This window comes from Shewanella sp. SR44-3 (genome assembly GCF_014163735.1).
Classification (GTDB): Bacteria; Pseudomonadota; Gammaproteobacteria; order Enterobacterales; family Shewanellaceae; genus Shewanella.
This window is the reverse complement of record NZ_JACJDV010000016.1, coordinates 1-21,475: the sequence shown is the minus strand read 5'-3', so window position 1 is coordinate 21,475 and position 21,475 is coordinate 1. Positions and strand designations below refer to the sequence as shown.

Annotated in this window: 20 protein-coding genes; 15 read left to right on the top strand and 5 right to left on the bottom strand. The window is 44.8% G+C overall.

The window, feature by feature from the left end; all coding sequences use genetic code 11:
* Window positions 1-138 precede the first annotated feature (138 nt).
* The 7 genes from H5073_RS10040 to H5073_RS10010 all read left to right on the top strand — a co-directional run bounded on the left by H5073_RS10040 (window position 139) and on the right by H5073_RS10010 (window position 6,416).
* On the top strand, window positions 139-576 hold the full coding sequence (locus H5073_RS10040) for a PaaI family thioesterase (protein WP_182679417.1): 438 nt from the start codon (window positions 139-141) through the stop codon (window positions 574-576).
* Window positions 577-752: 176 nt separating this feature from the next.
* Window positions 753-1,001, top strand: a complete 249-nt coding sequence (locus tag H5073_RS10035) for a YgjV family protein (RefSeq protein ID WP_182679416.1) — start codon at window positions 753-755, stop codon at window positions 999-1,001.
* 258 nt (window positions 1,002-1,259) lie between these two features.
* Window positions 1,260-2,735, top strand: a complete 1,476-nt coding sequence (gene katB, locus H5073_RS10030; protein ID WP_182679415.1) for a catalase KatB — start codon at window positions 1,260-1,262, stop codon at window positions 2,733-2,735.
* A 360-nt stretch (window positions 2,736-3,095) separates the two neighbouring features.
* Window positions 3,096-3,947 carry a MipA/OmpV family protein gene (locus H5073_RS10025; protein ID WP_404948390.1) on the top strand — a complete coding sequence of 284 codons (852 nt, stop codon included), beginning with the start codon at window positions 3,096-3,098 and terminating at the stop codon, window positions 3,945-3,947.
* A 77-nt stretch (window positions 3,948-4,024) separates the two neighbouring features.
* A complete protein-coding gene (locus H5073_RS10020) occupies window positions 4,025-4,381 on the top strand; it encodes a DUF3019 domain-containing protein (RefSeq protein ID WP_310734245.1) in 357 nt (118 codons plus the stop codon).
* 2 nt (window positions 4,382-4,383) lie between these two features.
* Window positions 4,384-5,088 (top strand): response regulator transcription factor, encoded by a 705-nt coding sequence (locus H5073_RS10015; RefSeq protein WP_182679412.1) that lies wholly within the window; start codon window positions 4,384-4,386, stop codon window positions 5,086-5,088.
* Window positions 5,085-6,416 (top strand): ATP-binding protein, encoded by a 1,332-nt coding sequence (locus H5073_RS10010; protein WP_182679411.1) that lies wholly within the window; start codon window positions 5,085-5,087, stop codon window positions 6,414-6,416. Before H5073_RS10015 ends, H5073_RS10010 begins: the two co-directional genes overlap by 4 nt.
* Window positions 6,417-6,494: 78 nt before the next feature.
* On the opposite strand, the gene H5073_RS10005 is transcribed toward H5073_RS10010, so the two are convergent.
* The 3 genes from H5073_RS10005 to ompV form a co-directional block, all read right to left on the bottom strand.
* Window positions 6,495-7,493 (bottom strand): hypothetical protein, encoded by a 999-nt coding sequence (locus H5073_RS10005; protein ID WP_182679410.1) that lies wholly within the window; start codon window positions 7,491-7,493, stop codon window positions 6,495-6,497.
* 118 nt (window positions 7,494-7,611) lie between these two features.
* Window positions 7,612-8,094: a CC0125/CC1285 family lipoprotein gene (locus H5073_RS10000; protein WP_182679409.1), complete on the bottom strand. Its 483-nt coding sequence runs from the start codon at window positions 8,092-8,094 to the stop codon at window positions 7,612-7,614.
* Between the two features lie 19 nt (window positions 8,095-8,113).
* On the bottom strand, window positions 8,114-8,887 hold the full coding sequence (gene ompV, locus H5073_RS09995; protein ID WP_182679408.1) for an outer membrane protein OmpV: 774 nt from the start codon (window positions 8,885-8,887) through the stop codon (window positions 8,114-8,116).
* Window positions 8,888-9,201: 314 nt separating this feature from the next.
* On the opposite strand from ompV, the gene H5073_RS09990 reads away from it, so the two are divergent.
* From H5073_RS09990 to H5073_RS09980, 3 genes are all read left to right on the top strand, one after another.
* Window positions 9,202-9,678 (top strand): hypothetical protein, encoded by a 477-nt coding sequence (locus tag H5073_RS09990; RefSeq protein ID WP_182679407.1) that lies wholly within the window; start codon window positions 9,202-9,204, stop codon window positions 9,676-9,678.
* 157 nt (window positions 9,679-9,835) lie between these two features.
* Window positions 9,836-10,357, top strand: a complete 522-nt coding sequence (locus tag H5073_RS09985; RefSeq protein WP_182679406.1) for a DUF1993 family protein — start codon at window positions 9,836-9,838, stop codon at window positions 10,355-10,357.
* Between the two features lie 305 nt (window positions 10,358-10,662).
* Window positions 10,663-11,310 (top strand): hypothetical protein, encoded by a 648-nt coding sequence (locus tag H5073_RS09980; protein ID WP_259394874.1) that lies wholly within the window; start codon window positions 10,663-10,665, stop codon window positions 11,308-11,310.
* A gap of 8 nt (window positions 11,311-11,318) precedes the next feature.
* Here H5073_RS09980 and H5073_RS18375 read toward each other — a convergent pair whose 3' ends face one another.
* On the bottom strand, window positions 11,319-11,444 hold the full coding sequence (locus tag H5073_RS18375; RefSeq protein ID WP_259394873.1) for a hypothetical protein: 126 nt from the start codon (window positions 11,442-11,444) through the stop codon (window positions 11,319-11,321).
* On the opposite strand from H5073_RS18375, the gene H5073_RS09975 reads away from it, so the two are divergent.
* From H5073_RS09975 to H5073_RS09965, 3 genes are all read left to right on the top strand, one after another.
* The gene (locus tag H5073_RS09975; RefSeq protein WP_182679404.1) at window positions 11,443-12,699 is read left to right on the top strand and encodes an efflux RND transporter periplasmic adaptor subunit; all 1,257 of its coding nucleotides are present in this window, start codon (window positions 11,443-11,445) and stop codon (window positions 12,697-12,699) included. The genes H5073_RS18375 and H5073_RS09975 overlap by 2 nt on opposite strands.
* Window positions 12,700-12,728: 29 nt before the next feature.
* Window positions 12,729-15,995, top strand: coding sequence for an efflux RND transporter permease subunit (locus H5073_RS09970; protein WP_182679402.1), 3,267 nt, complete (start codon window positions 12,729-12,731; stop codon window positions 15,993-15,995).
* Window positions 15,996-16,263: 268 nt separating this feature from the next.
* The gene (locus tag H5073_RS09965) at window positions 16,264-16,527 is read left to right on the top strand and encodes a YdcH family protein (RefSeq protein ID WP_182679400.1); all 264 of its coding nucleotides are present in this window, start codon (window positions 16,264-16,266) and stop codon (window positions 16,525-16,527) included.
* Window positions 16,528-16,574: 47 nt separating this feature from the next.
* On the opposite strand, the gene H5073_RS09960 is transcribed toward H5073_RS09965, so the two are convergent.
* The gene (locus H5073_RS09960; RefSeq protein WP_182679398.1) at window positions 16,575-17,120 is read right to left on the bottom strand and encodes a DUF1697 domain-containing protein; all 546 of its coding nucleotides are present in this window, start codon (window positions 17,118-17,120) and stop codon (window positions 16,575-16,577) included.
* A gap of 712 nt (window positions 17,121-17,832) precedes the next feature.
* Here H5073_RS09960 and H5073_RS09955 point away from each other — a divergent pair.
* On the top strand, window positions 17,833-20,823 hold the full coding sequence (locus tag H5073_RS09955; RefSeq protein ID WP_182679396.1) for a DEAD/DEAH box helicase: 2,991 nt from the start codon (window positions 17,833-17,835) through the stop codon (window positions 20,821-20,823).
* A 151-nt stretch (window positions 20,824-20,974) separates the two neighbouring features.
* On the top strand, window positions 20,975-21,385 hold the full coding sequence (locus tag H5073_RS09950; protein WP_182679394.1) for a hypothetical protein: 411 nt from the start codon (window positions 20,975-20,977) through the stop codon (window positions 21,383-21,385).
* Window positions 21,386-21,475: the final 90 nt, after the last annotated feature.

Sequence of the window (21,475 nt, the reverse complement as noted above, 5' to 3'; positions counted from 1 at the left end):
CTAACAATAAATTCAAAGCTATAGACTAAAGGAGGGGCGGGAAACTGCCCCTTCTTTTTTATATTTTTTGCATTTTCACTATCTCCTTAGCTGCGATCTTAAGTAGACTGAGCTGACATTTTTTATAGGGATACTGAAATGAGCATTTGGTTTAGAACTGTGACACTAGCTGATTGTGAGCGCTTAGATATAGGTATGCATGGTAAAGGTACCTTGATGCAGACTCTGGGCATTAAGATTATCGAAATTGGTGATGATTACATGAAGGCCACCATGCCCGCGACTCCGTCAGTGCATAATCCTCTGGGGATTGTCCATGGCGGTGCCAATGTCGCTCTTGCTGAAACCGTTGCCAGTTACGCCGCCAATTTTGCAGTGGATTTTGAGCGCTTTTACTGTGTTGGGCAAGAAATCAATGCCAACCACCTGAAAGCTTCCCGTAACGGTGTATTAACCGCCACCACTAAGCCGGTGCATTTAGGCAAACGTAGCTCAGTATGGGAGGTGCTTATTCATAATAGTGCAGGTGAATTGTGCTGCATTTCTCGGATGACGGCGGCAGTCGTTGAGCGTTAATATGAAACATAATTCTTATTTAATAGCTCGGATATACTGGTTATTAATTGGTAATTACAGCGCAATTTATGAATTATTGCGGTGTATCTCCCACAGGCCTGTTTCTATTGTCGAGCAAAGGCTGTTTTTAGTCTAAACTGCAGCGTATATATCTTTAGTGAGCAATAGGAATAATGATGGATAACGCAGTAATTTGGGAGTGGGTGGGCTATTTAGCCTCAGTGGTGGTGGCAATTTCGCTGATGATGGCTAATATCAAGAAGCTACGCTGGTGGAACCTTGTTGGCGCCGCGCTGTTTGTCGCCTATGGCTTAGCCATTGACGCTATCCCAGTGGCATTAGTCAACTTCTTCATCGTATTGATTGATATCTATTATCTAATCAAGCTTTATAAAGAACCAGAACAGAGTCCGCCAACGGAATAACTACGTCGTTGGACACCATGTATAAGCCTATTAAAGCTGGAGCCTGTCTTCAGCTTTTTTATACCTAATTTACTCTAGCTTACCCTGTAATTCAGATTAGATTAATCGTTTTTAATCGTTTTATCCTTGGTTGTGTTTTGATCTATCCTTATTGCATTCAAACGAGGCGCGAGGTCGTTATGGCAACGATAGTAGATATTATCGAGCAGTGGTTAGAAAAAAACGATTATTAATCAATATAACAAGAGGGTAAAACCAATGAGTAATCAATCAAAAAATGCATATTTAACCAGCCAAAGTGGCGCACCGATTAGCGATGACCAAAACTCACTGTCGGCAGGTGAGCGTGGGCCACTATTACTACAAGATTGGCATCTAATTGAAAAATTAGCCCATTTTAACCGCGAGCGTATTCCTGAGCGTATCGTTCACGCTAAAGGCACTGGGGTTTATGGCACCTTTACCTTAACTAAAGATTTAAGTGATTTTACTTTAGCCGATCATTTTAATGGCGTAGGCAAGCAGACAGAAACCTTTGTGCGCTTCTCAACCGTAGGCGGTGAAATGGGTTCTGCGGACGCCGAGCGCGATCCTCGCGGTTTTGGACTGCGTTTTTATACTGCCCGTGGTAATCACGATATTGTTGGTAATAATACCCCGACCTTTTTCCTGCGTGATGGGATTAAATTTCCTGACTTTATTCATACCCAAAAGCGCAACCCACAAACCAACTTAAAAGATCCAGAGGCCATGTGGGATTTTTGGTCGCTTAATCCAGAGGCCATGCATCAGGTGACTATCTTGATGTCAGATCGCGGTATTCCTGCTAATTATCGTCAAATGCACGGTTATGGCTCCCACACTTTTTCATTGTGGAATGCCAAAGGTGAGCGTTTTTGGGTGAAGTTTCATTTTAAATCGCTGCAAGGCGTGGTGAATCTCACTAACGAGCAAGCCGATAAGCTTAAAGGCATAGACCCTGACTCGTCTCAACGCGACATGATGGTGGCAATTGCTGATGGTAACTTCCCTCGCTGGGCCGTTAAAGTACAACTAATGCCAGAGGCTGATGCAAATACCTATGAAATCAACCCGTTTGATTTAACTAAAGTGTGGCCACATAAAGATTATCCACTAATGGAAATTGGCACCTTAGAGCTTAATCGTTTACCACAAAACTATTTTGCCGAAGTTGAGCAAGTGGCATTATCGCCCAGTAATTTAGTGCCAGGGGTTGGCGCATCGCCAGACAAAATGCTTCAAGCGAGATTATTTGCCTATGCCGATGCCCAGCGTTATCGCATTGGCGCCAATTACAATCAATTACCGGTAAATTGCCCCCACGGCACCACGGCAAATCATCATCAACGGGGCGGCGCTATGGCAGGAACAACTTGTCCCTTCTCAGGCTCACAAACCGGTGGTGATGCTAGTGCTAATTATGGCCCTAACAGTTCAGCGCCTTTAGTTGAAAATGTCATTTTTGCAGAGCCGCCATTAAGGCTTGAAGGAGAAGCTGCAAGATACAGCCGTTACGGTCAAGACGATTACACTCAAGCGGGCAATTTATACCGCATCTTCAGTGAAGATGAAAAAGCCCGCTTAGTAGCGACCATAGCTGGCTCATTGGCTCAAGCAAGCCAGGATGTACAGCAAAGAATGTTGGCCCACTTTAGCCAAGCAGATATAGATTACGGCCAGCGAATCGCCAAGCTGCTGTCCGCTAAAGGCTAATGCCAAGAGCTGGTTTGACCTCATGCTCAGGGGCGGCGAGCGTAGCTTTAGGCTAGTGGCTAACAGATCTAACAGCGAGCTAGCCATCAAGCAGTAGTGAACTCATTCACTACTGCTTTTTTATTGTTAAACAGCCGACATTTTGGTTCTCTTTGAGCCAAGCATTCGTGAAATTAGTGAATAAGCCGCTATGCTAAGTCGCTGATTTGGCTTCGGGGTGTAATAGGGTAAACTAGTGGCAGCGCTAGTTTGTTAGGCTGAACTTAGATCAGATAAATTAATAACAGATGTTTTAGCTGATAGAAACCGTATTACTCCTTAGCATTATGAAACTAATATCATGATAAAAATATGAATAAAATGAATGTGATTTTACTTAGAAGCTGGTTATTAGGGCTGCTGTTAACGCCTAGTTTAACTATGGCTTCAGACATAGCGGCTAGCGTGACTCAGGGCGGCGAGCAGCGTCTTGCTGATGGCGGCTACTTTGAGCTTGGGGCCAGTGTTTATGGCACCAATCAATTGGATATCCGCCAAACTGAGCATGAGTCAATACAGCCTGCTTTGCTTATCAGCGCTGTGTATCAGTACAAGGGCTTATTTGCGGAGATGATCCACCAATCTCAAGATGGGGTTAATTTAGGTCTCAATCTGTGGAGTTCACCGAATTGGTCGTTAGATTTTTTGGCGGCCAATCTGCAAAGCTCCACCGGCCGCAGTGAACACCCAGATCTCAGTCAGCTAGATGAAGATGAGCGTAACGAATACCTAATGGAGATGGATTCTGTCTTCATTGGCGCAGGCTTTAGGGCGACCCGCTATTGGGACGATCATTACGTGTTTCAGTATCGCATAGTGAGCGATTACTTTGATGATCAAGGTATTGCCAGTTCAGCGCGCTTGGGCAAATCTTGGCAGGTTCGCAATTGGAATTTTCACGCCCTCGCCAGTATCGAGTACGCATCGGCTAAGCTCAGCCGCAACTTGTTTGGCGTAAGTCGTGAAGAAGCCACTGAGTTTTTCCCCGAGTATCGCCCAAGTAGCGCGGTGACTTATGGAATGGAGCTTGGCGTGGCTTACCCCCTGAGCGAAAAGTTAGTGTTTCGCGCCGTGTATCGCCTCAATGTGCTTTCTAAAGAAATCACCGCAAGTCCCTTTAATCAAGCCGATTACGGGTCGTTTTTTAACGCCTCTATCAGCTATGTGTTTTAGGGGATACGATGAATAAATCTAATTTCTCCTTGGCATTTTCTTGGCTAACAGCCTTGTTTCACACTGTTATATTTGCCATGACTTTTACTACGACTTCAGCTTGGGGTCAGGATAAAGCTATCGCTTTCACCGCCACCCCTGAGCGCTGCGTTGCTCTGCATAAAGGGCAAATATGCTATCAAGAGGTGCTATTTCGCTGGCAAACGCCGAGCTATGGCGAGTATTGCCTGGTGATGAGTAAAAGTGGCCGGCGGATAACTTGTTGGGATGGTGCCAGTCAACAAGAATATCATTATAGTTTTGAAGGGGATAAAACCACTTCTTTCAGTTTGGTTGCCGATGATAAGGCAGATCCTTTAGCCAGAGTTAAAGTGGTGGTGACCTGGGTTTATAAGGCGCCTAAACAGAGCCAATCCGGCTGGAGATTGTTCTAACTATGGTGGCCAAAAAACACATATTAGTGGTGGAAGACGATATCTCTTTGGCTGAGTGGATAAGCGATTATTTACTGGATCACGGCTATGAAGTGACGGTGGCAAGCCAAGGTGATTATGCCTTAGAAATGATCGCCGATGAGCTGCCAGACTTAGTGCTGCTTGATGTGATGATCCCAGTGAAAAATGGTTTTGATGTCTGTAAAGAGGCGCGGGCGTTCTATTCTGGGCCCATCTTATTTATGACGGCCTGCGTTGAAGATGGCGATGAAATTCAGGGGCTGGAAATGGGCGCCGATGATTACCTCACTAAACCCATTCGCCCGCAAGTCTTACTGGCTAGGATTAAAGCACTGCTGCGCCGCGCCAGTGATGAAGAGCCTAAACAGCAGCTGGTATTTGGCGCGCTAGTGCTTAATGCGACCGCTAAAACCGTCACGGTTCATCAGCAAGCGGTAGGGCTTAATGACAATGAATTTGATGTGTTATGGCTACTGGCATTGCAGGCGGGCACTGTGGTGAGCCGCATCGATTTAGTGTCACAGCTTAGGGGCATAGAATATGATGGCCTTGACCGCTCTGTGGATATTCGCGTGTCGCGGCTACGTAAAAAGCTTCAAGAAGCCCAAGACCAGCCCTATAAAGTTAAAACCATTCGCGGCAAAGGCTACTTGTTTTGCCGCGATGACGCAGCGCCCGCATCATGAAAAAACTTATCGTCTCTTTAGTGCTTGTGGTGCTGGTGAGTATTGCTGGCCTTGGCTGGTCTATCAGTGAGTTTGCCAGTTTTCATGATAAAGACGATAAGCAAGTTAATCCGACCAATCAACTTGCCGCGCTGACCTTAATGGGCACCGGCTTAGCCAAAACCTTAGATAATCACCCGCTGCAACGCCAAACTTTTTTAGCCAACTGGAATCAACACAACATAGAGCAGCTGTCTTTAATCGCCAGTGCTGAATTTATCTTGCCGCTGCCACTAAAAGCGCAATTTAATGCCGATAAGTTTTTGATGCTAGAGTCCGACGAAGGCATATCGCTGCATTATTTATTGCCTGCTACCGGCCAAGTGCTCAATATTAATACCCCTTTAGTGACAGAAGCCGATAGCGGTTTGAACCTCAACAGGCTGTATACCATGCTGTTTTACCTTGGTGTGGTGCTGATTCTACTGCTGTGGGTGTCACCCTTAATTCGCCGTTTGATCAATTTAAGCCAAGTCACCCAAGCTTTTGGCATGGGAGAGTTACAGCAGCGGATAGCTGTGAGTAAAACCTCCTATATTGGCGCGATTGAAGCTGAGTTTAATCGCATGGCAGACCGCATTCAGCAGTTACTCGATGACAATAAATTATTGAGCCGCGCCGTGTCTCACGATTTAAAAACCCCCATCGCACGGTTAAGATTTGGCATTGAAGCCTTGGAAGAAACTCAAAACCCCGAGCTTAAAATCAAGTATTTCCAGCGCGTGAATCGTGACTTAGACACCATGGAAGACTTGGTAATGACCTTGCTAAGTTATGCCCGCTTAGGCCAAGGTGATATCCCCTTAGACAGGCAGAACATAGAGTTAAATGCTTGGTTGCAGGATAAATTATTAGATAGTGAAGACGGCGAACATCAGCTTGAGTTCTTGCCTTTGCCTCACCAAGTCACGGTAAATGTTGACCCCAAATACTTGTCTATGCAGATGAATAACTTACTCAGCAATGCGCTGCGTTTTAGCCGCTCAAAAGTGCAAGTAAGCCTAACTATTCAAGATGAAGTGCTGTGGCTACATGTGGATGATGACGGCCAAGGCATAGACGAGCTAGAAGCGCTGCAAGTGGTCAAGCCTTTCGTGCGCGGTAAGCACAGCCGCGGCAATATGGGCCACGGTATGGGGCTTGCGATCGTAGATCGCATTGGTTTATGGATGGGATCTAAGCTTCATATTAGCCGAGCACCGCAATTAGGCGGCGCCCGGCTATCACTGAGTTTTGAGCCACTGAGTTTTGAGTCACTGAGTTTTGACTCGCACTCGATTTCAGGCTGAGCGGCGAGATGAGCGAGTATAATTTCAGGCCTTGCCCTGAGGTGAGTTAGTGCAACTGCAACTTTAACTGAGCGCTAGCTATTCAGTGACTAGGCTGTATTTTACCATCTCGGCTCTGTTCATCTTATGCACACTGGCGGCAGGCGCTGCATTAATGGTAAAGAAATAAAACTCTGGACCTTTATCGAGACCTAGCATTTCTCTAAAGTAAGTGAGCTGCGCGCCATGGGCGGGATCGGTTTTACTTAATTGACCGGCATCTTTGCCAGCAAGGCAGCACCAAGAATGAACCCCTAACTCACCACCATCTTGAAAAATTCTCTGAGTGCCCGCAGCAAATAAATCCACGCCACCTGAGTGGGCTAAGCCGTCTGTTGGCATTAAGGTGGTTAACTTAGCGGCGCGAATAAGGCGGCCCGTGTGCATATTAATCGCATCATTGATTGAGCCATTCACACTGCCGAATTTAAGGGTGTCGAAGGATTTAGTTTTGATTAACTCATCCATTTGAATATACGTCGAGGTGCCTAAGGTGCCATTTAATGTGGCAACATTAGCTTCAAGGGTTAATGTAGAGTCGCCAGCGTCTAACAGTGATTCATTGATGACAGTCCTAATAGAGTAGAGCTGTTTTGTATTAGCATCCTCAATTGAACCTTGGTAAACCATATTGCCTTCTTGCTCGCTCAGCTCAATATTAATACCTTTAAGGATTGCGCTAGCCTTGAAGTTTTCAAGATCGGAGGTGTCGCCCTCGAGCAGCATTATGTTGTTGATGGGTTGCTCTTTTTCAAAGTCAAAACCAAGGTAAATCAGCCCCTTATCATATTTTGCTATGAGTACTTTTTCAGCTTCATCTCGATCGACAAATGAAAGCGTGTATTGTACTCCGTCAATTTGAAGATCTAGCTGTTCATATTGCAGCTTAAAGTTTTCAATATAGCTTGGAATGTTATCAGGTTGGAGCATGTGAACTTCATTGATCTTAGGTTGAACGGCGACTTTTTTATTATCTGAGCTGCCACAAGCTTGTAAAACAACTAGGGTGGCAAGCAATGAGACGACGGCTATTTTCATAAAAACCTCATAAATACATATAAATATTGGCGTTAAGCGGGCTCGTGCCTAGCATGAGTAGCTGTACCCATGCACTGGCTAGGCAAGGCGCGAACTAAAAGTGAATAAGATGCTAGGGTTAGTCTTCTACAGCGACATTATTCATGATGAATTTGGCGTCATACACCCGAGAACCTTGGTGCTCCTCTTTGGTTTTAAGGCCAGTGACCTCCACCAATACTGAGGTTTCTTGAGTGGTACTTGAGCTGCCCCATAAGGTGTCATGGCCGCCTTCAAAGCCGACGCCGAACTGACCTACCGCGTCGCGATCCATGTGCTCATTGGTAAAGGTGAAATAAGGGAAGCCTGCCTGCTGACTAAGTTCTGCCGATTTTCGTAATACGTATTTGCGCGCTAGGCTTCTGTCGGTATTGGTATTGCCCACAAAGCTGATTTGCCAGCTATTAGGCGCAATTTGCACGGTTTCAAAGCCTTTACCAAAAGACCAGAACTGCTTTTGAGTATCATAAGAGGTCGCGCAAGCGGTTAACGCCAGTGCTATGCCAACGCATAAGCATGATTTAATGTTTGATTTGAATGCTGATTTAAGTGCTGAATTCATGGTGTTATCTCGCTATTGATTAAAAACTATAGTTAACGCCAAAGGTGGTTAACCATTGGTTCTTGGCGTCGATAATGGGTGAGTCAGCCATGTTAGAACCAAGGTGGGTGTAAGCTGTGGCTTGGGTAAGGCTTAGGTTTTCAGTAATTGGGATGTCTAAGACGTAGCCCACTTTGAAGGCTAAGGCACCGTTACTTTGGTAAGCTGGGCGCGTTGATGTAGCCTCAAAGGATGCAACTCCGGTGTAATAGTTAACGAATTCTTTACTGAAGTAATGGGCGCCGGCATAAGGCACTAAGCTTGCAAAGCCTAAATCCATCGGGTGGTAATAGGTGATGTCTGCTTGGTAGCCATCATAAGCTCCTGTGATATCGTGCTGAAATTTAGCCGAAAGCGTACCTTGGCCTAAATGGACATCGGCGTTTAAGCCTAAGTCAGCACTGTAATCACGCTCTTTCATGCCTTTTAGTACATCTTCGCTGTCGCTATCAAACCCAGGGTTTGCAACCACATAGGCACTGAAATTAATAGCACTTTCATTGTTACCGAAAAAACGGTAGTTGATGCCGTTTAAATCGGCGTTAAAGTCTTCACCGTGGTAACCCCCATTGAAATAGGCTCCAGTCTGATCCTCTTGGTCTTTAAAAAACTTACTGCCAGTGGCAACGCCTGCGCCAACGAAATACTGACCTTGATTGTTGTAGATATTACCGTTACGGATATAAGAGTTGTCATCAGCCATAGCGTGAGTTGACATTAAAATTGCTGAAATCGCGATGCAAAGAGTTTTCATTGTTTGGATCCTTATTACGTCTGTGGAGTAGTTAGTGGGGTCACTATATTGCAGTTGTAATTCGGACTCTGTATCCAATTGTAACCTGTGGCTGTGATTGGCTAGCCGACAGCCGTGCAGACTCAGCAATGAAGCTTGTGTAATGACCCCCATGCATGCCAGAGTAATAAACACTGACTTTAAATGTGCGATTTGACGCTTGGTGTCCGCCGTTATGGAATAGGTCGCAGATATTGAGAAACTGAATGCGGGATTGATGCTATATTTCGGTTTGTTATTGTAATTGTATTAATGCTTAAAGCATGAGGTGTTCTATGGAAAGAAACGCTTTAATACTACTCGCCATAGCCTTGTCATTTTCGACTTCAGCCGAAGTCTATAAGTGTGCAGATGGTCAATATCAGGCCGATCCCTGTGATGAAAATAGCCAACCCGTTGACTTAAGCGGCGTAGGCAGCGTTATTCAACGGAGTGAAAGAACATCTCAATCAAGCGCGGTGTCAAATGCGGCCTCTGACAAGCAAAAAGAAATCACTAGCTACATTGAAAAGCGCCGCATTGGCCGCGAGATAAGCCAGCTTGAAAGCGATCGCAAACGGATAATAGCAAAGCGAGATCAGCGTTTGCGCAATCTGCGTGATAGCCGCCAGTATGCCAATAACAATTTAGCCGGCGCGACTTGGCAGCAAAGCCTAGCTCAAGAACAACTGGCGGTCGCTCAAGAGGCTGACACTATGGTGCAGTCTATTGATAGGCAGATTGAGCAACTCAAAAAAGATCTTGAACCTTGATGCGCTGAAATCACATCCGATGAGAGATTATCGGGGTGTGAGGGCTAATTTAGGTTACACTCCTTAGTGTTTTTTAAAGGGTGCTATCACCCATTCACATCAGCCTTAATCTCAGCAATGAGTGCTGCGATTTACCGCCATAACAGAGGGCTCTGCCATGCTTTTTGATCTGACCGTTGTGCAATTTAGTAAGATGCTAAATAATTTGAATGCCATTTTTGATAAGGCAGAAGCCTTTGCAGCGCTTAAACGAGTCGATACCAGTGTATTGTTGAACTCACGCTTAGCCGCAGATCAATTTAATTTCATCCGTCAGGTGCAAATTGCCTGTGATACCGCCAAAGTAGGGGTTGCACGTTTAACCGGCCAGTTAGAGACTATGCCAAAGCATGATGACAGCGAAACGACGTTAGCTGAGCTGCGCGAACGTATTGCCTCAGTACTGACTTACCTTGAAGGTTTTAGCGAAGCAGACTTTGCTAATGCGGCGACGATTCATATTTCTCAGCCCCGCTGGGAAGGTAAATACTTAACTGGTTATGAGTTTGCGGTGCAGCACGCTATCCCTAACATTTATTTCCACATCACCACTGCTTACGCCATATTGCGTCACAATGGCGTTGAAGTGGGTAAGAAAGACTACCTAGGTGCAATGCCATATAAAGCCCCCATTCTTTAACCGCTAGGTTACACCAATGCTGAAAAGGTGAACCATGCAGGTTCACCACGAATGTTGCGAGACGAGCGTCCATTCCATGGCCGCTCTCTGGCATCTGACCCGCATGGAAGTGGGAAATGTCTTTATGATGCCTGGAACATCATTGACCATGCCATCGCTGCATTGGTGAGTCCCTTCATATCAGACGGGATGTTCGACTTTTTTATGCGCTAGTGTAAATATTTCGCCATTGGGGAAACTTTCGGCTACTCTGTCGGTCTAGTGTGCACTAGAGTGTGTTGTCCATTTATCTTTAAGGATGTCGTTTGCTAAGATTTGCGTCACCAGCGTTGAGAAACTTAATCGGCCGTTTTGCCGATGGTTTTGCTTTGGCTCGCATTTCAAAAGCTCATGTTTCAAAGGCTCATGTGTCAAATGCATGGCTTTCACATAAAGGGTTCAGCGCCTTTGTTAAAACCAAGCTGTTAACGGTCAAGCTATTGATTGCCATAGTGTTGTTGCAGCTTGTTGGGGCCAATGTCGGTGCCCATCAATTGCATCCTGATACTAAAATTGAAGAGGGTGGACAACACTCGCATCTGCAATTGACCGCCCAAGTGACGACTTTAAGCCAATGCGACATCAAGGCGCATCGTGATGCTCATGGTCATAGTAATGAAAGTGGTACTGAACACGACTTGGCTGACTATCATGGTGTGGCTAATTATGGTGCGGCTAATGTTAGTGCAGCTCACCATGGGGAGCTGTCACATACTGACAAGCATCAAGTTGTTAGCACTGAAACTCAAGATGTGGATATTTGCCTTGATTGTCAGTGTCATGGCGGCCATGCAAGCTTGATTGGTGGTTTGACCCCCTTAGCCCCCATATTATTCACAGATAGCCCTGTGTTATTGGCTTTTGCTTATTTCCCCCCAGAAAGTTTACCCAGTTACCGCCCTCCAATCGTTTAATCCTGCGTTTATTCATTAAATTTATTTATTTTCATGGGGTTATTGTATCCCATGGCTAAGCCAATGCTTTGAAACCATTTATTATGATGGGAAATCAAGGCTTTGGCGTGAATACCAATGTTAGGATTTAACATGAAAAATCAAACGAACAATGCTTTTTTAGCCACATCCTCAGTGGGCGTTAGCCTGCTATTTTCTAGCCTGCTATCGTTCAGCCTGCTCGCTTTAGCAGGCCTTGGGTTTCAAGCCCAAGCTGGAGAAGGTCATGGCCATGATGCAACACCTAAGGCGAGCGTGAATGCAAAGCCGCTAGTTGCCAATACCTTGGCTGGATCACAAGAGGCTCAAGCGCATGGGGAAGAGGAGCATGGCGACGAAGCCCTTAAATTGACTCAAGTTCAGCGCAATCTTGCAGGCATAGAAGTCAGCGAGTTACAGGCGCAGCACTTTAATTTAGCCTCCTTTGCCACCGCCACCTTGCTGGTAGACAGAGATAAAACCGCCAGCCTTGGGGCGCAACTTGAAGTGAAAATATTAGCTCGCCATGTGGTGCCAGGGCAAAGGGTCGAAGCGGGTCAGACCTTACTGACGCTTGGCGGCGCAGCTGTGGCTCAGGCTCAGGCTGATTATATTAATGCGGCGTCCGAGTGGAACCGAGTTAAGCGCCTATCCAATGGGGCCATTAGTGACAGCCAGCGCATGCAGGCCGAAGTGAACGCCGAGCTTAAGCGGGCGATTCTTCAATCCTTAAAAATGAGCAAGGGGCAGATCAGTGCCTTGGCTTCTTCGCCCTCATCCATCGGAAGTTATCAATTACAGGCCCCTTTTGCAGGACGAGTGCAGCAAGATATCGCCATGTTAGGTCAAGTATTGCCAGCGGGCACGGCGTTAATGCAGCTCACCGATGAATCCTCACTCTGGGTTGAGGCTCAGTTAAGTCCCGCGCAAGCAGACACTGTGGATATTGGCAGCCAAGCGTTAGTGCGAGTGGAAGATAACACCCTGCAAGGGGAGATCATCGGTCGCTCCCATGAAATAGACAGCATCACTCGCACCGAGCAAGTCTTGCTGCGTATCGCCAATACTGAGCATCAATTGCATGCGGGTCAGTTTGCCGAGTTATACCTCACATCAAACGCGGGCGCTAACGCAAACCCCATGGGCATAGTCGTGCCCGATGCGGCGCTAACCCGCAGTGGTGACGGGGATTGGCAAGTATTTGTGGAAGATGAAGACGGTTTTGAAGCGGTAGAAGTGCAAGTGCTAGAGCGTCAGCGCGGCTTAAGCCTGATTTCAGGTCTTGGCGCGAATGCGAAAGTGGTGGTGTCAGGGGCCTTTTTCTTGGCCTCTGAGCTGGCAAAGTCAGGTTTTGATATCCACAACCACTAATTAGCGACGCGCTGCGTTAAGGAACGTCTATGTTACAACAATTAATTCAGGCCGCTGTCGCCAATCGCCTGTTAGTGGTGATTGCCCTAGTGTGCGCCCTATTGGCAAGCTTTGCGGCTTTGCCTAAGTTAAATCTCGATGCTTTCCCCGATGTGACCAATGTGCAGGTGACCATTAATACCGCTGCCGAAGGCTTAGCGGCAGAAGAAGTGGAAAAACTCATCAGTTATCCGGTTGAGTCGGCTATGTATGCCCTGCCTTCGGTGACGGATGTGCGCTCTTTGTCCCGCACTGGGCTTTCTATTGTGACCGTGGTGTTTGCCGAGGGCACAAATATTTACTTTGCTCGCCAGCAAGTGTTCGAGCAGTTGCAAGCGGCTAAAGAAGCTATCCCAGCGGGGGTGGGCGTGCCAGAAATTGGCCCTAATACTTCAGGGCTTGGGCAAATTTATCAGTACATTCTTAAGGCGGAGCCTGATTCTGGCATTAGTGCCTTTGAGCTTAGAAGCTTAAATGATTACCTGATAAAGCTGATTTTAATGCCAGTTTCTGGGGTTACTGAGGTGTTATCTTTTGGCGGCGATGTGCGCCAATACCAGGTGCAACTCGACCCCAATAAGCTTATCAGTTATGGCCTGTCCATGACCCAAGTCACCACGGCCCTTGAGAGTAATAACCGCAATGCTGGCGGCTGGTTTATGGACCAAGGCCAAGAGCAACTGGTGGTGCGTGGTTACGGCATGTTGCCAGCAGGAAACGAAGGCTTATTGGCCATAGGGCAAATTCCGCTAACGGAAGTCAAAGGCACACCCGTGCGGGTGGCTGACATTGCCAAGGTGGCCTTTGGCAGTGAAATCCGCGTTGGCGCCGTGACCATGACTCGCCGCGATGCTAATGGCGACGCGGAAAAACTCGGTGAAGTGGTGGCCGGCGTAGTGCTTAAGCGCATGGGGGCCAACACTAAATCCACCATAGATGACATCAATGCGAGGGTAAAACTCATCGAGCAAGCCCTGCCTAAGGGGGTGTCATTTGAGGTGTTTTACGATCAAGCCGATTTGGTCGACCAAGCCGTCACCACAGTGCGTGATGCGCTGCTGATGGCCTTTGTGTTTATCATTATTATCTTGGCGCTGTTTTTAGTTAACCTTCGCGCTACCTTATTGGTTTTATTATCTATTCCAGTCTCGATTGGTTTAGCTCTGATGGTAATGTCCTATTTTGGCCTGTCGGCTAATTTGATGTCATTAGGCGGCCTTGCCGTCGCCATAGGCATGCTGGTGGATGGCTCTGTGGTGATGGTTGAAAACATCTTTAAGCATTTAACTCAGCCAGATAGGCGCCATCTTAACGTGGCGCAAATGAGGGCCGATGGCGAAACTGACCCTTATCATGGTGATGAGGATGGCGCTTTGCCTGCCAGTAAGCATGAGTTCGGATTCGATGAAAACGATCAAAGCCTAGAAAGGGATCAAAACCAAAATCATGAGCCCACTATGGCGCTGCGGATTATGCTGGCGGCTAAAGAAGTCTGTAGCCCCATCTTCTTTGCTACTGCGATTATTATCGTGGTATTTGCGCCCTTATTTGCCCTAGAAGGGGTGGAAGGTAAGCTGTTTCAGCCCATGGCGGTGAGTATTATTCTAGCGATGCTCGCGGCCTTGTTGGTGGCGTTAATTGTGGTGCCGGCCTTAGCAGTATTCCTATTTAAAAAAGGCGTGGTATTGCGCCAAAGCCCGCTATTAGTGCCGCTGGAATCAGGTTATCGAAAGCTATTAACCGCTACCCTAGCGCGGCCAAAGCTTGTGATATTGGCCGCTGCGGGGCTATTTGTTGGCAGCTTATTGTTAGTGCCAAAATTAGGCACTGAATTTGTGCCCGAGCTTGAAGAGGGCACTATCAACCTCAGAATAACCTTAGCGCCCACGGCAAGCCTTGAGACTTCCCTTGCCGTAGCGCCTAAGATTGAAGCCATGCTGCTTGAGTTTCCTGAGGTGAGCTACGCCCTAAGCCGCATTGGTGCGCCAGAGCTTGGCGGCGATCCAGAACCTGTGAGTAATATCGAGATTTACATAGGCTTAAACCCCATCGAGTCTTGGACCACGGCAGATTCACGCCTGGCATTGCAACGGGAGATGGAAGACAAACTCAAAGTGTTCCCAGGCTTGTTGTTCACCTTCTCACAACCCATAGCCACCCGAGTGGATGAATTATTGTCGGGCGTAAAAGCGCAGCTGGCGATTAAAATCTTCGGTGATTCTTTGGATGTGCTGGCCACTAAAGGTCAGGTACTCAGTGACTTAGTGGCTAAAATACCAGGTGCTGTGGATGTGTCCTTAGAGCAAGTCAGCGGTGAAGCTCAGCTGGTTATTCGCCCTAAGCGGGACAGTTTGGCCCGTTATGGTATCAGTGTCGATCAGGTGATGAGCCTGGTAAGCCAAGGAATCGGCGGGGTGAGTGCCGGACAAGTTATTGATGGTAATGCCAGATACGATATCAATGTGCGCCTAGCTAAATCATTTAGGCAAACGCCCGATGCGGTGCAAGACTTGCTGCTAGTGGGGGCTAATGGCGCCACAGTACGTCTTGGGGATGTGGCAAGCGTCGAGGTCGAAATGGCGCCGCCTAATATTCGCCGCGACGATGTGCAGCGCCGCGTTGTGGTACAGGCCAATGTAGCAGGTCGTGATATGGGATCAGTAGTAGCCGACATTTATAAGGTTATTCCGCAGGCGCAGTTGCCTGCGGGTTATACCGTAGTGATTGGCGGTCAGTACGAGAACCAGCAGCGCGCTCAGCAAAAGCTGATGTTAGTGGTGCCAGTGTCTATTGGTTTGATTGCCTTGTTGCTGTATTTCTCCTTTGGCTCGCTTAAGCAAGTGGGGCTGATCATGGCAAACGTCCCCTTGGCCCTGTTTGGCGGGGTTATCGCCCTTTATGCCAGCGGCACTTACTTGTCTGTGCCCAGCTCCATAGGGTTTATCACCTTATTTGGGGTGGCGGTGCTTAACGGCGTGGTATTGGTGGACTCGATAAACCAGCGCCGTCAAAGCGGCGAAAGCCTGTATGAATCAGTCTATGAAGGCACAGTTGGACGCCTTCGCCCCGTATTAATGACGGCGCTCACCTCGGCTTTGGGACTCATCCCGATTTTAATGTCATCTGGGGTGGGCAGTGAAATTCAACAGCCCTTGGCCGTAGTTATCATAGGCGGGCTGTTTAGCTCTACCGCCTTAACTTTGCTGGTATTGCCCACTCTGTACCGCTTTTTGTATCAAGGTAAGCGCCACAGTTAAAGCAGAGTTTTGAATAATCTTCGTTTTCAAATAGCCGGCTGACGTCGGCTATTTTTTTGGGTAATTGTTTTTTGGTAATTGGGGTTCGTACTGGCTGCTGTTTTGAGGGATTAAAGTGACTTTCGTTGAATTAGCGTGTGATCTAGCTGAGATCTAGGATTTAGTGTTAACTCGATCGCTGAAATGGACAAAGTAATCCTTTATAAAACTGACTAATGCTATAGTTTTTACCATTCAAGCATTTCAAATCACCATTCAGGGGTTATCTATGTTAAATGAGAATCATGCACTTATTTTCGACTTCCCAGAATTTAAACAAGACATCGTTTATTTGAATTACAAAGATGAAGCGTTTCAGACACTGTCCAAGCAATATCACGTATTGGATTACGATATCCGTCAGTTAGAAGTTGCCGGTAGTCCAACGGATGATGAGCATATGCACCAGTTAAAAGTGCAGCGAGCAAACTTAAAAGATGTCTTATTCCAGCAATTAAAAGCCCATCATGACAAGGCTGTGGCCACAAGCTAATGCAGCAGTGAAAGAGTGAAAGAGTGCGTTCGTAGCAGTGTTTATACTCAAACGCTGGCACTCACCATCCCAAGTAATTTATTGACTGTATTTAGGTTTCTGGCAGTAGCTGAAACCTTTAAGCACTTTTCTATATTGGCAGCCAGCTTAGAGCGACCTATGCCATCGGGGGCGTGTAAGTATAAGACTCTGCCTTGGATGTGATATTCCTCTGTGCTGGTGGTAAGTTCTTTAAGGCGCGCTTCATCTGGGCTTGGCAGCTGCTGACAAAAATAGCAATGCACTGTGTTGCCGGGTTTATCTTTATAGGGGTTGTTGGCCGCCGCAGTGCTAAATTCACTCAAACTTAGTTGCATGATATCGGGGATAAAACCAAAGTGAGTGTCAATAAGTTTGGCAATATCCTGTTCAAGTTGAGCGCCATCGGATCCATGGGATGAATGCGGGCTTTGCAGCAAAATATTACCTGTCTGTATGTAGGTCTTTATTTGGCTAAAGCCCGCGTCCGTTAACACTTGGGTCAGGGCCTTCATGGGCACCAGATTATTGCCGCCGACATTGATCCCTCTTAATAAGATGATATAGGTTTGCATGACCTTTATGCTCCTTGGTGCTTAATACATTAGGCAATAGACTAGCGCATCTATCGCCAAATGAGTATCGGCCATTGGATTAACGTCCCGAGTGATGCCCATTCTTACTGAAAAAGTTTAACGGTAAAAAAGGTCCCTGTGGGCTCGGGAGCAGCATCCCTGCTGCTCACGCACTCGAGCCATTTAGCCCAACACCCGCTCATTAGCTTCAGTATTGCCTTTCAGTTTTTATCAACAGGCATTAATTGAGCTACTCATTGTTAAATTTTGGCTTGAGTTCAATCCCGTTTATGTCTAAAAATGAGTTCGGTTAATGCTTGGCCTTGCTTCTCGTTATGTAAATTTGATGAAGAGTAAAAACGCTCGGTTTTATCCAGAGAACAATTTATGTTATTGAAAAATAAGTCTAATAATTTATCTCGAAAGTACATAACGAGAAGCAGGCTGTTTTCGACACTCTAAATTATTACTTCCTTCCAATAAAGAGTATCCAGCGTCAAAGAGATCAAAAATAAGGTGCCATCCATACAAAAATATTCACAATGTAGATTAATACAATTTCTTAGCTGTAACACCATTGGTCTTTGTGTCCACTTAGTATATTTTAGTTAACAAATACCCACTTTTTAGTTAGTGCGCTGCTAGAGGCCAACTCGTTAGCTATTTGTGGAATTAATGGAATACGAAATAAGGATATTCGATGGACTTGCTTATGAAACCACATACTGAAAGTAAAATAGGTAGAAGCACTTTAAGCTGGCTTCCACTTGATGAAGAACATAAATCTCATGAAGATATATTTGATTCGTGGTGTAGCGCTAATTTTCTCTTCAAGGAAGAGAATCATACTGTTGAAGGGCTTAGATCGCCCCAAATAGGTGGGATTTTTGCTGCTTTGGGCTTTGAGCGGTCTGATGATAAAAGTGCGGCAACCATTGTGATGCCAACAGGAACGGGTAAGACAGAGACCATCCTATCCGCCGTCGTAGCTGGCAAGTTTAAAAGAACTTTAGTAGTCGTTCCTTCCGATGCCCTCCGCGAACAAACTAAAATGAAGTTCATCCAGCTTGGTTTACTTAGAAAGCTTGGATTGATAGATGGGAGTGTGTTAAACCCAATAGTAGCTACTATTAAACACGGTATTGATAATGAAGCTGACTTACAAAGTATATTAAAGTCTAACGTCATTATTTCTTCTGCTTCAGCCCTTGCCAAGTTTTCAAATGACTTTTTGTCTAATTTAACAATAGGTTGCTCACATCTTATTGTCGATGAAGCTCACCATATTACAGCGACAACTTGGGCTAGAGTAAAGTCTCATTTTAAAGATAAACCAATTTTTCAATTCACAGCTACACCATTCAGGTCGGACTGCTCAAGGATAGGCGGGAAGATTATATTTAATTACCCTTTAAAAAAGGCACAACAAGATGGGTACTTTAAGGCAATTGAGTTTCACCCAGTTAGAGAGTTTGTCGAAGAAAACTCAGACAAAGCAATAGCAGAGAAAGCCATTGAGCTACTTAGAGCTGACCTGAATGCGGGTTTAGATCATATTGTAATGGCAAGAGCCAATACTATTGCTAGAGCTAAAGTAATTTTTGATATCTATGCAAAAGCAAAAGAGTTTAATCCAGTACTGATTAATAGCAGTATAAAAAATAAATCAGAGGTTTTGGAAGCCATTAAAAAAAGGAAGCACAAAATAATCATTTGCGTCGATATGTTAGGCGAAGGGTTTGATCTTCCTCAGTTAAAAATATCAGCAATACATGACCCTCATAAAAGTATAAACATTATGCTTCAGTTTACTGGCCGTTTTACCCGCACTACTGAGAATGTTGGCGATGCAAAGTTCATAGCAAATATAGCTAATCCCAATGTGAATGTAAGCCTTGAAGAGCTTTATAAGGAAGATTCTGATTGGAACAGCGTAATTAGCGACATAAGCTCCAGTAAAATTAAAGATGAAAAGAAGTATCAGGAGTTCCGATCAGAGTTTTTAAATCCAAGTAAACTTCTCGATTTAGGGCTCACTCCTAGTATTAGTACAACGATTTATAGAATGGATCTTGCAATATGGAAACCAGAAAGGTTCCAGCTATTTGAAAGTAAGCAGTTTCAAATTATCGACTCCATTATAAATGACGAGAAAAACATGTTGATTTTCTCTGTTAAGTCATCTTTGTCTGTAGGTTGGACTAGTTCAAAGGAGCTCTTTGACGAGTTGTGGGATTTATATATTGCATATTATGATCGAAAAGAAAATCTTTTATTCATTCACTCCTCAGCCAAAGATGGTTTAGTTAAAAGATTAGTTAAATTAGTTGCAGAGAATGCTTTATTAGTTCAGGGCGAGCATATATTCCGTTCGCTTTCGGGGCTAAAGCGATTGAAACTCCAAAACGTAGGCCTTAATAAAAACAAAAAAGGGCTTCGGTATTCTATGCATACGGGAACTGAGATAAATGATCAAATACCAGATATAGAGGCTAACCGAGCAACTAAATCTAACATTTTTGGCAAGGGATACGAAAACGGTGATCTCGTTAGTATAGGGTGTTCGCACAAAGGTAAAGTTTGGGCTATGGACAGTGACTCCTTGGATAAATGGGTAATTTGGTGTAATGCAGTCGGAAAAAAGGTTCTTGATAGCTCTATTGACACTAATAAAATCATGAAAACCGCTATGCAAACTGAGGAACTTGTAGAGTTTCCCGCAATCCCCCCTTTATCTGTTGAGTGGCCAGTTGAACTACTTCGGAAAAACGAATCAAAAATTACTATTTCTTCGGGGAAATGGGAGGAAAGCTTATTAAATTGTGAATTGTTCTATTCACAAACTCAAGACAATAATAAGAATACTCTTAACATTGAGATTAAAACGCCGCATTGTATTAGCTTAATTACAGCAATAATACCTAGGCAAGGTGAAATAATCTTCAATTCAATAGATAGTTTGGATATAAAGATCGGAGAACAGATATTCCTTATCTCTGATTTTTTTGATGAACATCCACCAACATTATTCTTGGCCGATACATCAGTAATCGATGGCGGGCTGAGGTATTACCCAAATGAATCGTATACATATCTCTACGATAAAAATAACACCGAAGATTGGGACTGGACAGGCGTAGATATATCAGTTGAATCTCAAAGAGAGCAAAGAATACAAAATTCGATTCAATATTATACCGTTCAAAAAATACTCAATGATTACGATGTAGTATTTGATGATGATGGCTCTGGCGAAGTAGCTGATATAGTTGCGATTAAAAACTTGGACGATAAAGAGTTGATAATTGACTTTTTCCATTGCAAATATTGCTCGAAATCAGCTAGTGATGGTGTTGCAAAGCCAGGTGCACGAGTAGATGATGTTTATCAGGTTGCTGGTCAGGCTGAAAAAAGTGTTAAGTGGTTTGGTGATAAAGAAAAGCTTATTTTACGAATGATGGAGCGTGAACGGAAAAGATTAAGTCAAGGAAAAGCATCAAGAATCGATAAAGGTAGATATGAGGATTTAATACATTTTGCTAAGGTTGCTAGATTTTCCTCTTTTAAGTTAGGTATTGTAATTGTTCAACCTGCTATCTCTAAAATTAAAATGTCAGATGATCAACTAGCCGTTTTAGGCGCGACTGCCGCCTACATTGACGAGGTCAGTGGTATAAAGCTGAGAGTGGTTATAAACAAGTAGTCTGGATAGCTTCTAGAGCCAATCACTTATTAAGGTGTTGTCTATTTAAGTAATCATCACTTTCGACACAGCACTTCAGATATTAAAAATCTGAGTTGGTGTTAACCTGCTAAGGCTTGTCTGATAGCGTAACGTATAATGGGGTTGTAAAATGGAAATTATAATTAAAATAATTACTGCTTTAGGCGGAATTATAGGAATAGCAATCGCTTTTAATACATTGTTTTTACACAGGTTAAACAGAAGTGTAAAAACTTATGAACTTTATAAAAGTTTAAAGACACTATCTTCTGTCAATCATCCGAATAATAATTTAGCCGAAATAAATGTTATACTAAGCTGTTTAACCTCAAAGAATTTAACTTTAAAAGAAGTGAAATGGTTTATAAATACACCTAATGCTTATAAATATATTGAACAATTTGGACGTTTAAATCGTTACATCGAAATATCAGAGACTGAGGATTCATTTTCATTCAAAGGTAAATATAAGCTGATAATAATTAGGATTGTTGAATTTGGAGCATTCGGTAGCGTTCATAATTCTGTGTCATTTCAGTAAACTGTACAAAAACAGGAATGACACATGACTCAACCTTTTAACTTTGAACAAGCCCTTAAAGATCTTCAAGCGGGTAAAAATCTCACAGGC

What these genes read in the sequence shown, in the direction of transcription:
- H5073_RS10040 (WP_182679417.1), top strand. Translation starts at nt 139, where the DNA reads ATGAGCATTTGGTTTAGAACTGTGACACTAGCTGATTGTGAGCGCTTA.
- H5073_RS10035 (WP_182679416.1), top strand. Translation starts at nt 753, where the DNA reads ATGGATAACGCAGTAATTTGGGAGTGGGTGGGCTATTTAGCCTCAGTG.
- katB (WP_182679415.1), top strand. Translation starts at nt 1,260, where the DNA reads ATGAGTAATCAATCAAAAAATGCATATTTAACCAGCCAAAGTGGCGCA.
- H5073_RS10025 (WP_404948390.1), top strand. Translation starts at nt 3,096, where the DNA reads ATGAATGTGATTTTACTTAGAAGCTGGTTATTAGGGCTGCTGTTAACG.
- H5073_RS10020 (WP_310734245.1), top strand. Translation starts at nt 4,025, where the DNA reads ATGACTTTTACTACGACTTCAGCTTGGGGTCAGGATAAAGCTATCGCT.
- H5073_RS10015 (WP_182679412.1), top strand. Translation starts at nt 4,384, where the DNA reads ATGGTGGCCAAAAAACACATATTAGTGGTGGAAGACGATATCTCTTTG.
- H5073_RS10010 (WP_182679411.1), top strand. Translation starts at nt 5,085, where the DNA reads ATGAAAAAACTTATCGTCTCTTTAGTGCTTGTGGTGCTGGTGAGTATT.
- H5073_RS10005 (WP_182679410.1), bottom strand. Translation starts at nt 7,493, where the DNA reads ATGAAAATAGCCGTCGTCTCATTGCTTGCCACCCTAGTTGTTTTACAA.
- H5073_RS10000 (WP_182679409.1), bottom strand. Translation starts at nt 8,094, where the DNA reads ATGAATTCAGCACTTAAATCAGCATTCAAATCAAACATTAAATCATGC.
- ompV (WP_182679408.1), bottom strand. Translation starts at nt 8,887, where the DNA reads ATGAAAACTCTTTGCATCGCGATTTCAGCAATTTTAATGTCAACTCAC.
- H5073_RS09990 (WP_182679407.1), top strand. Translation starts at nt 9,202, where the DNA reads ATGGAAAGAAACGCTTTAATACTACTCGCCATAGCCTTGTCATTTTCG.
- H5073_RS09985 (WP_182679406.1), top strand. Translation starts at nt 9,836, where the DNA reads ATGCTTTTTGATCTGACCGTTGTGCAATTTAGTAAGATGCTAAATAAT.
- H5073_RS09975 (WP_182679404.1), top strand. Translation starts at nt 11,443, where the DNA reads ATGAAAAATCAAACGAACAATGCTTTTTTAGCCACATCCTCAGTGGGC.
- H5073_RS18375 (WP_259394873.1), bottom strand. Translation starts at nt 11,444, where the DNA reads ATGTTAAATCCTAACATTGGTATTCACGCCAAAGCCTTGATTTCCCAT.
- H5073_RS09970 (WP_182679402.1), top strand. Translation starts at nt 12,729, where the DNA reads ATGTTACAACAATTAATTCAGGCCGCTGTCGCCAATCGCCTGTTAGTG.
- H5073_RS09965 (WP_182679400.1), top strand. Translation starts at nt 16,264, where the DNA reads ATGTTAAATGAGAATCATGCACTTATTTTCGACTTCCCAGAATTTAAA.
- H5073_RS09960 (WP_182679398.1), bottom strand. Translation starts at nt 17,120, where the DNA reads ATGCAAACCTATATCATCTTATTAAGAGGGATCAATGTCGGCGGCAAT.
- H5073_RS09955 (WP_182679396.1), top strand. Translation starts at nt 17,833, where the DNA reads ATGAAACCACATACTGAAAGTAAAATAGGTAGAAGCACTTTAAGCTGG.
- H5073_RS09950 (WP_182679394.1), top strand. Translation starts at nt 20,975, where the DNA reads ATGGAAATTATAATTAAAATAATTACTGCTTTAGGCGGAATTATAGGA.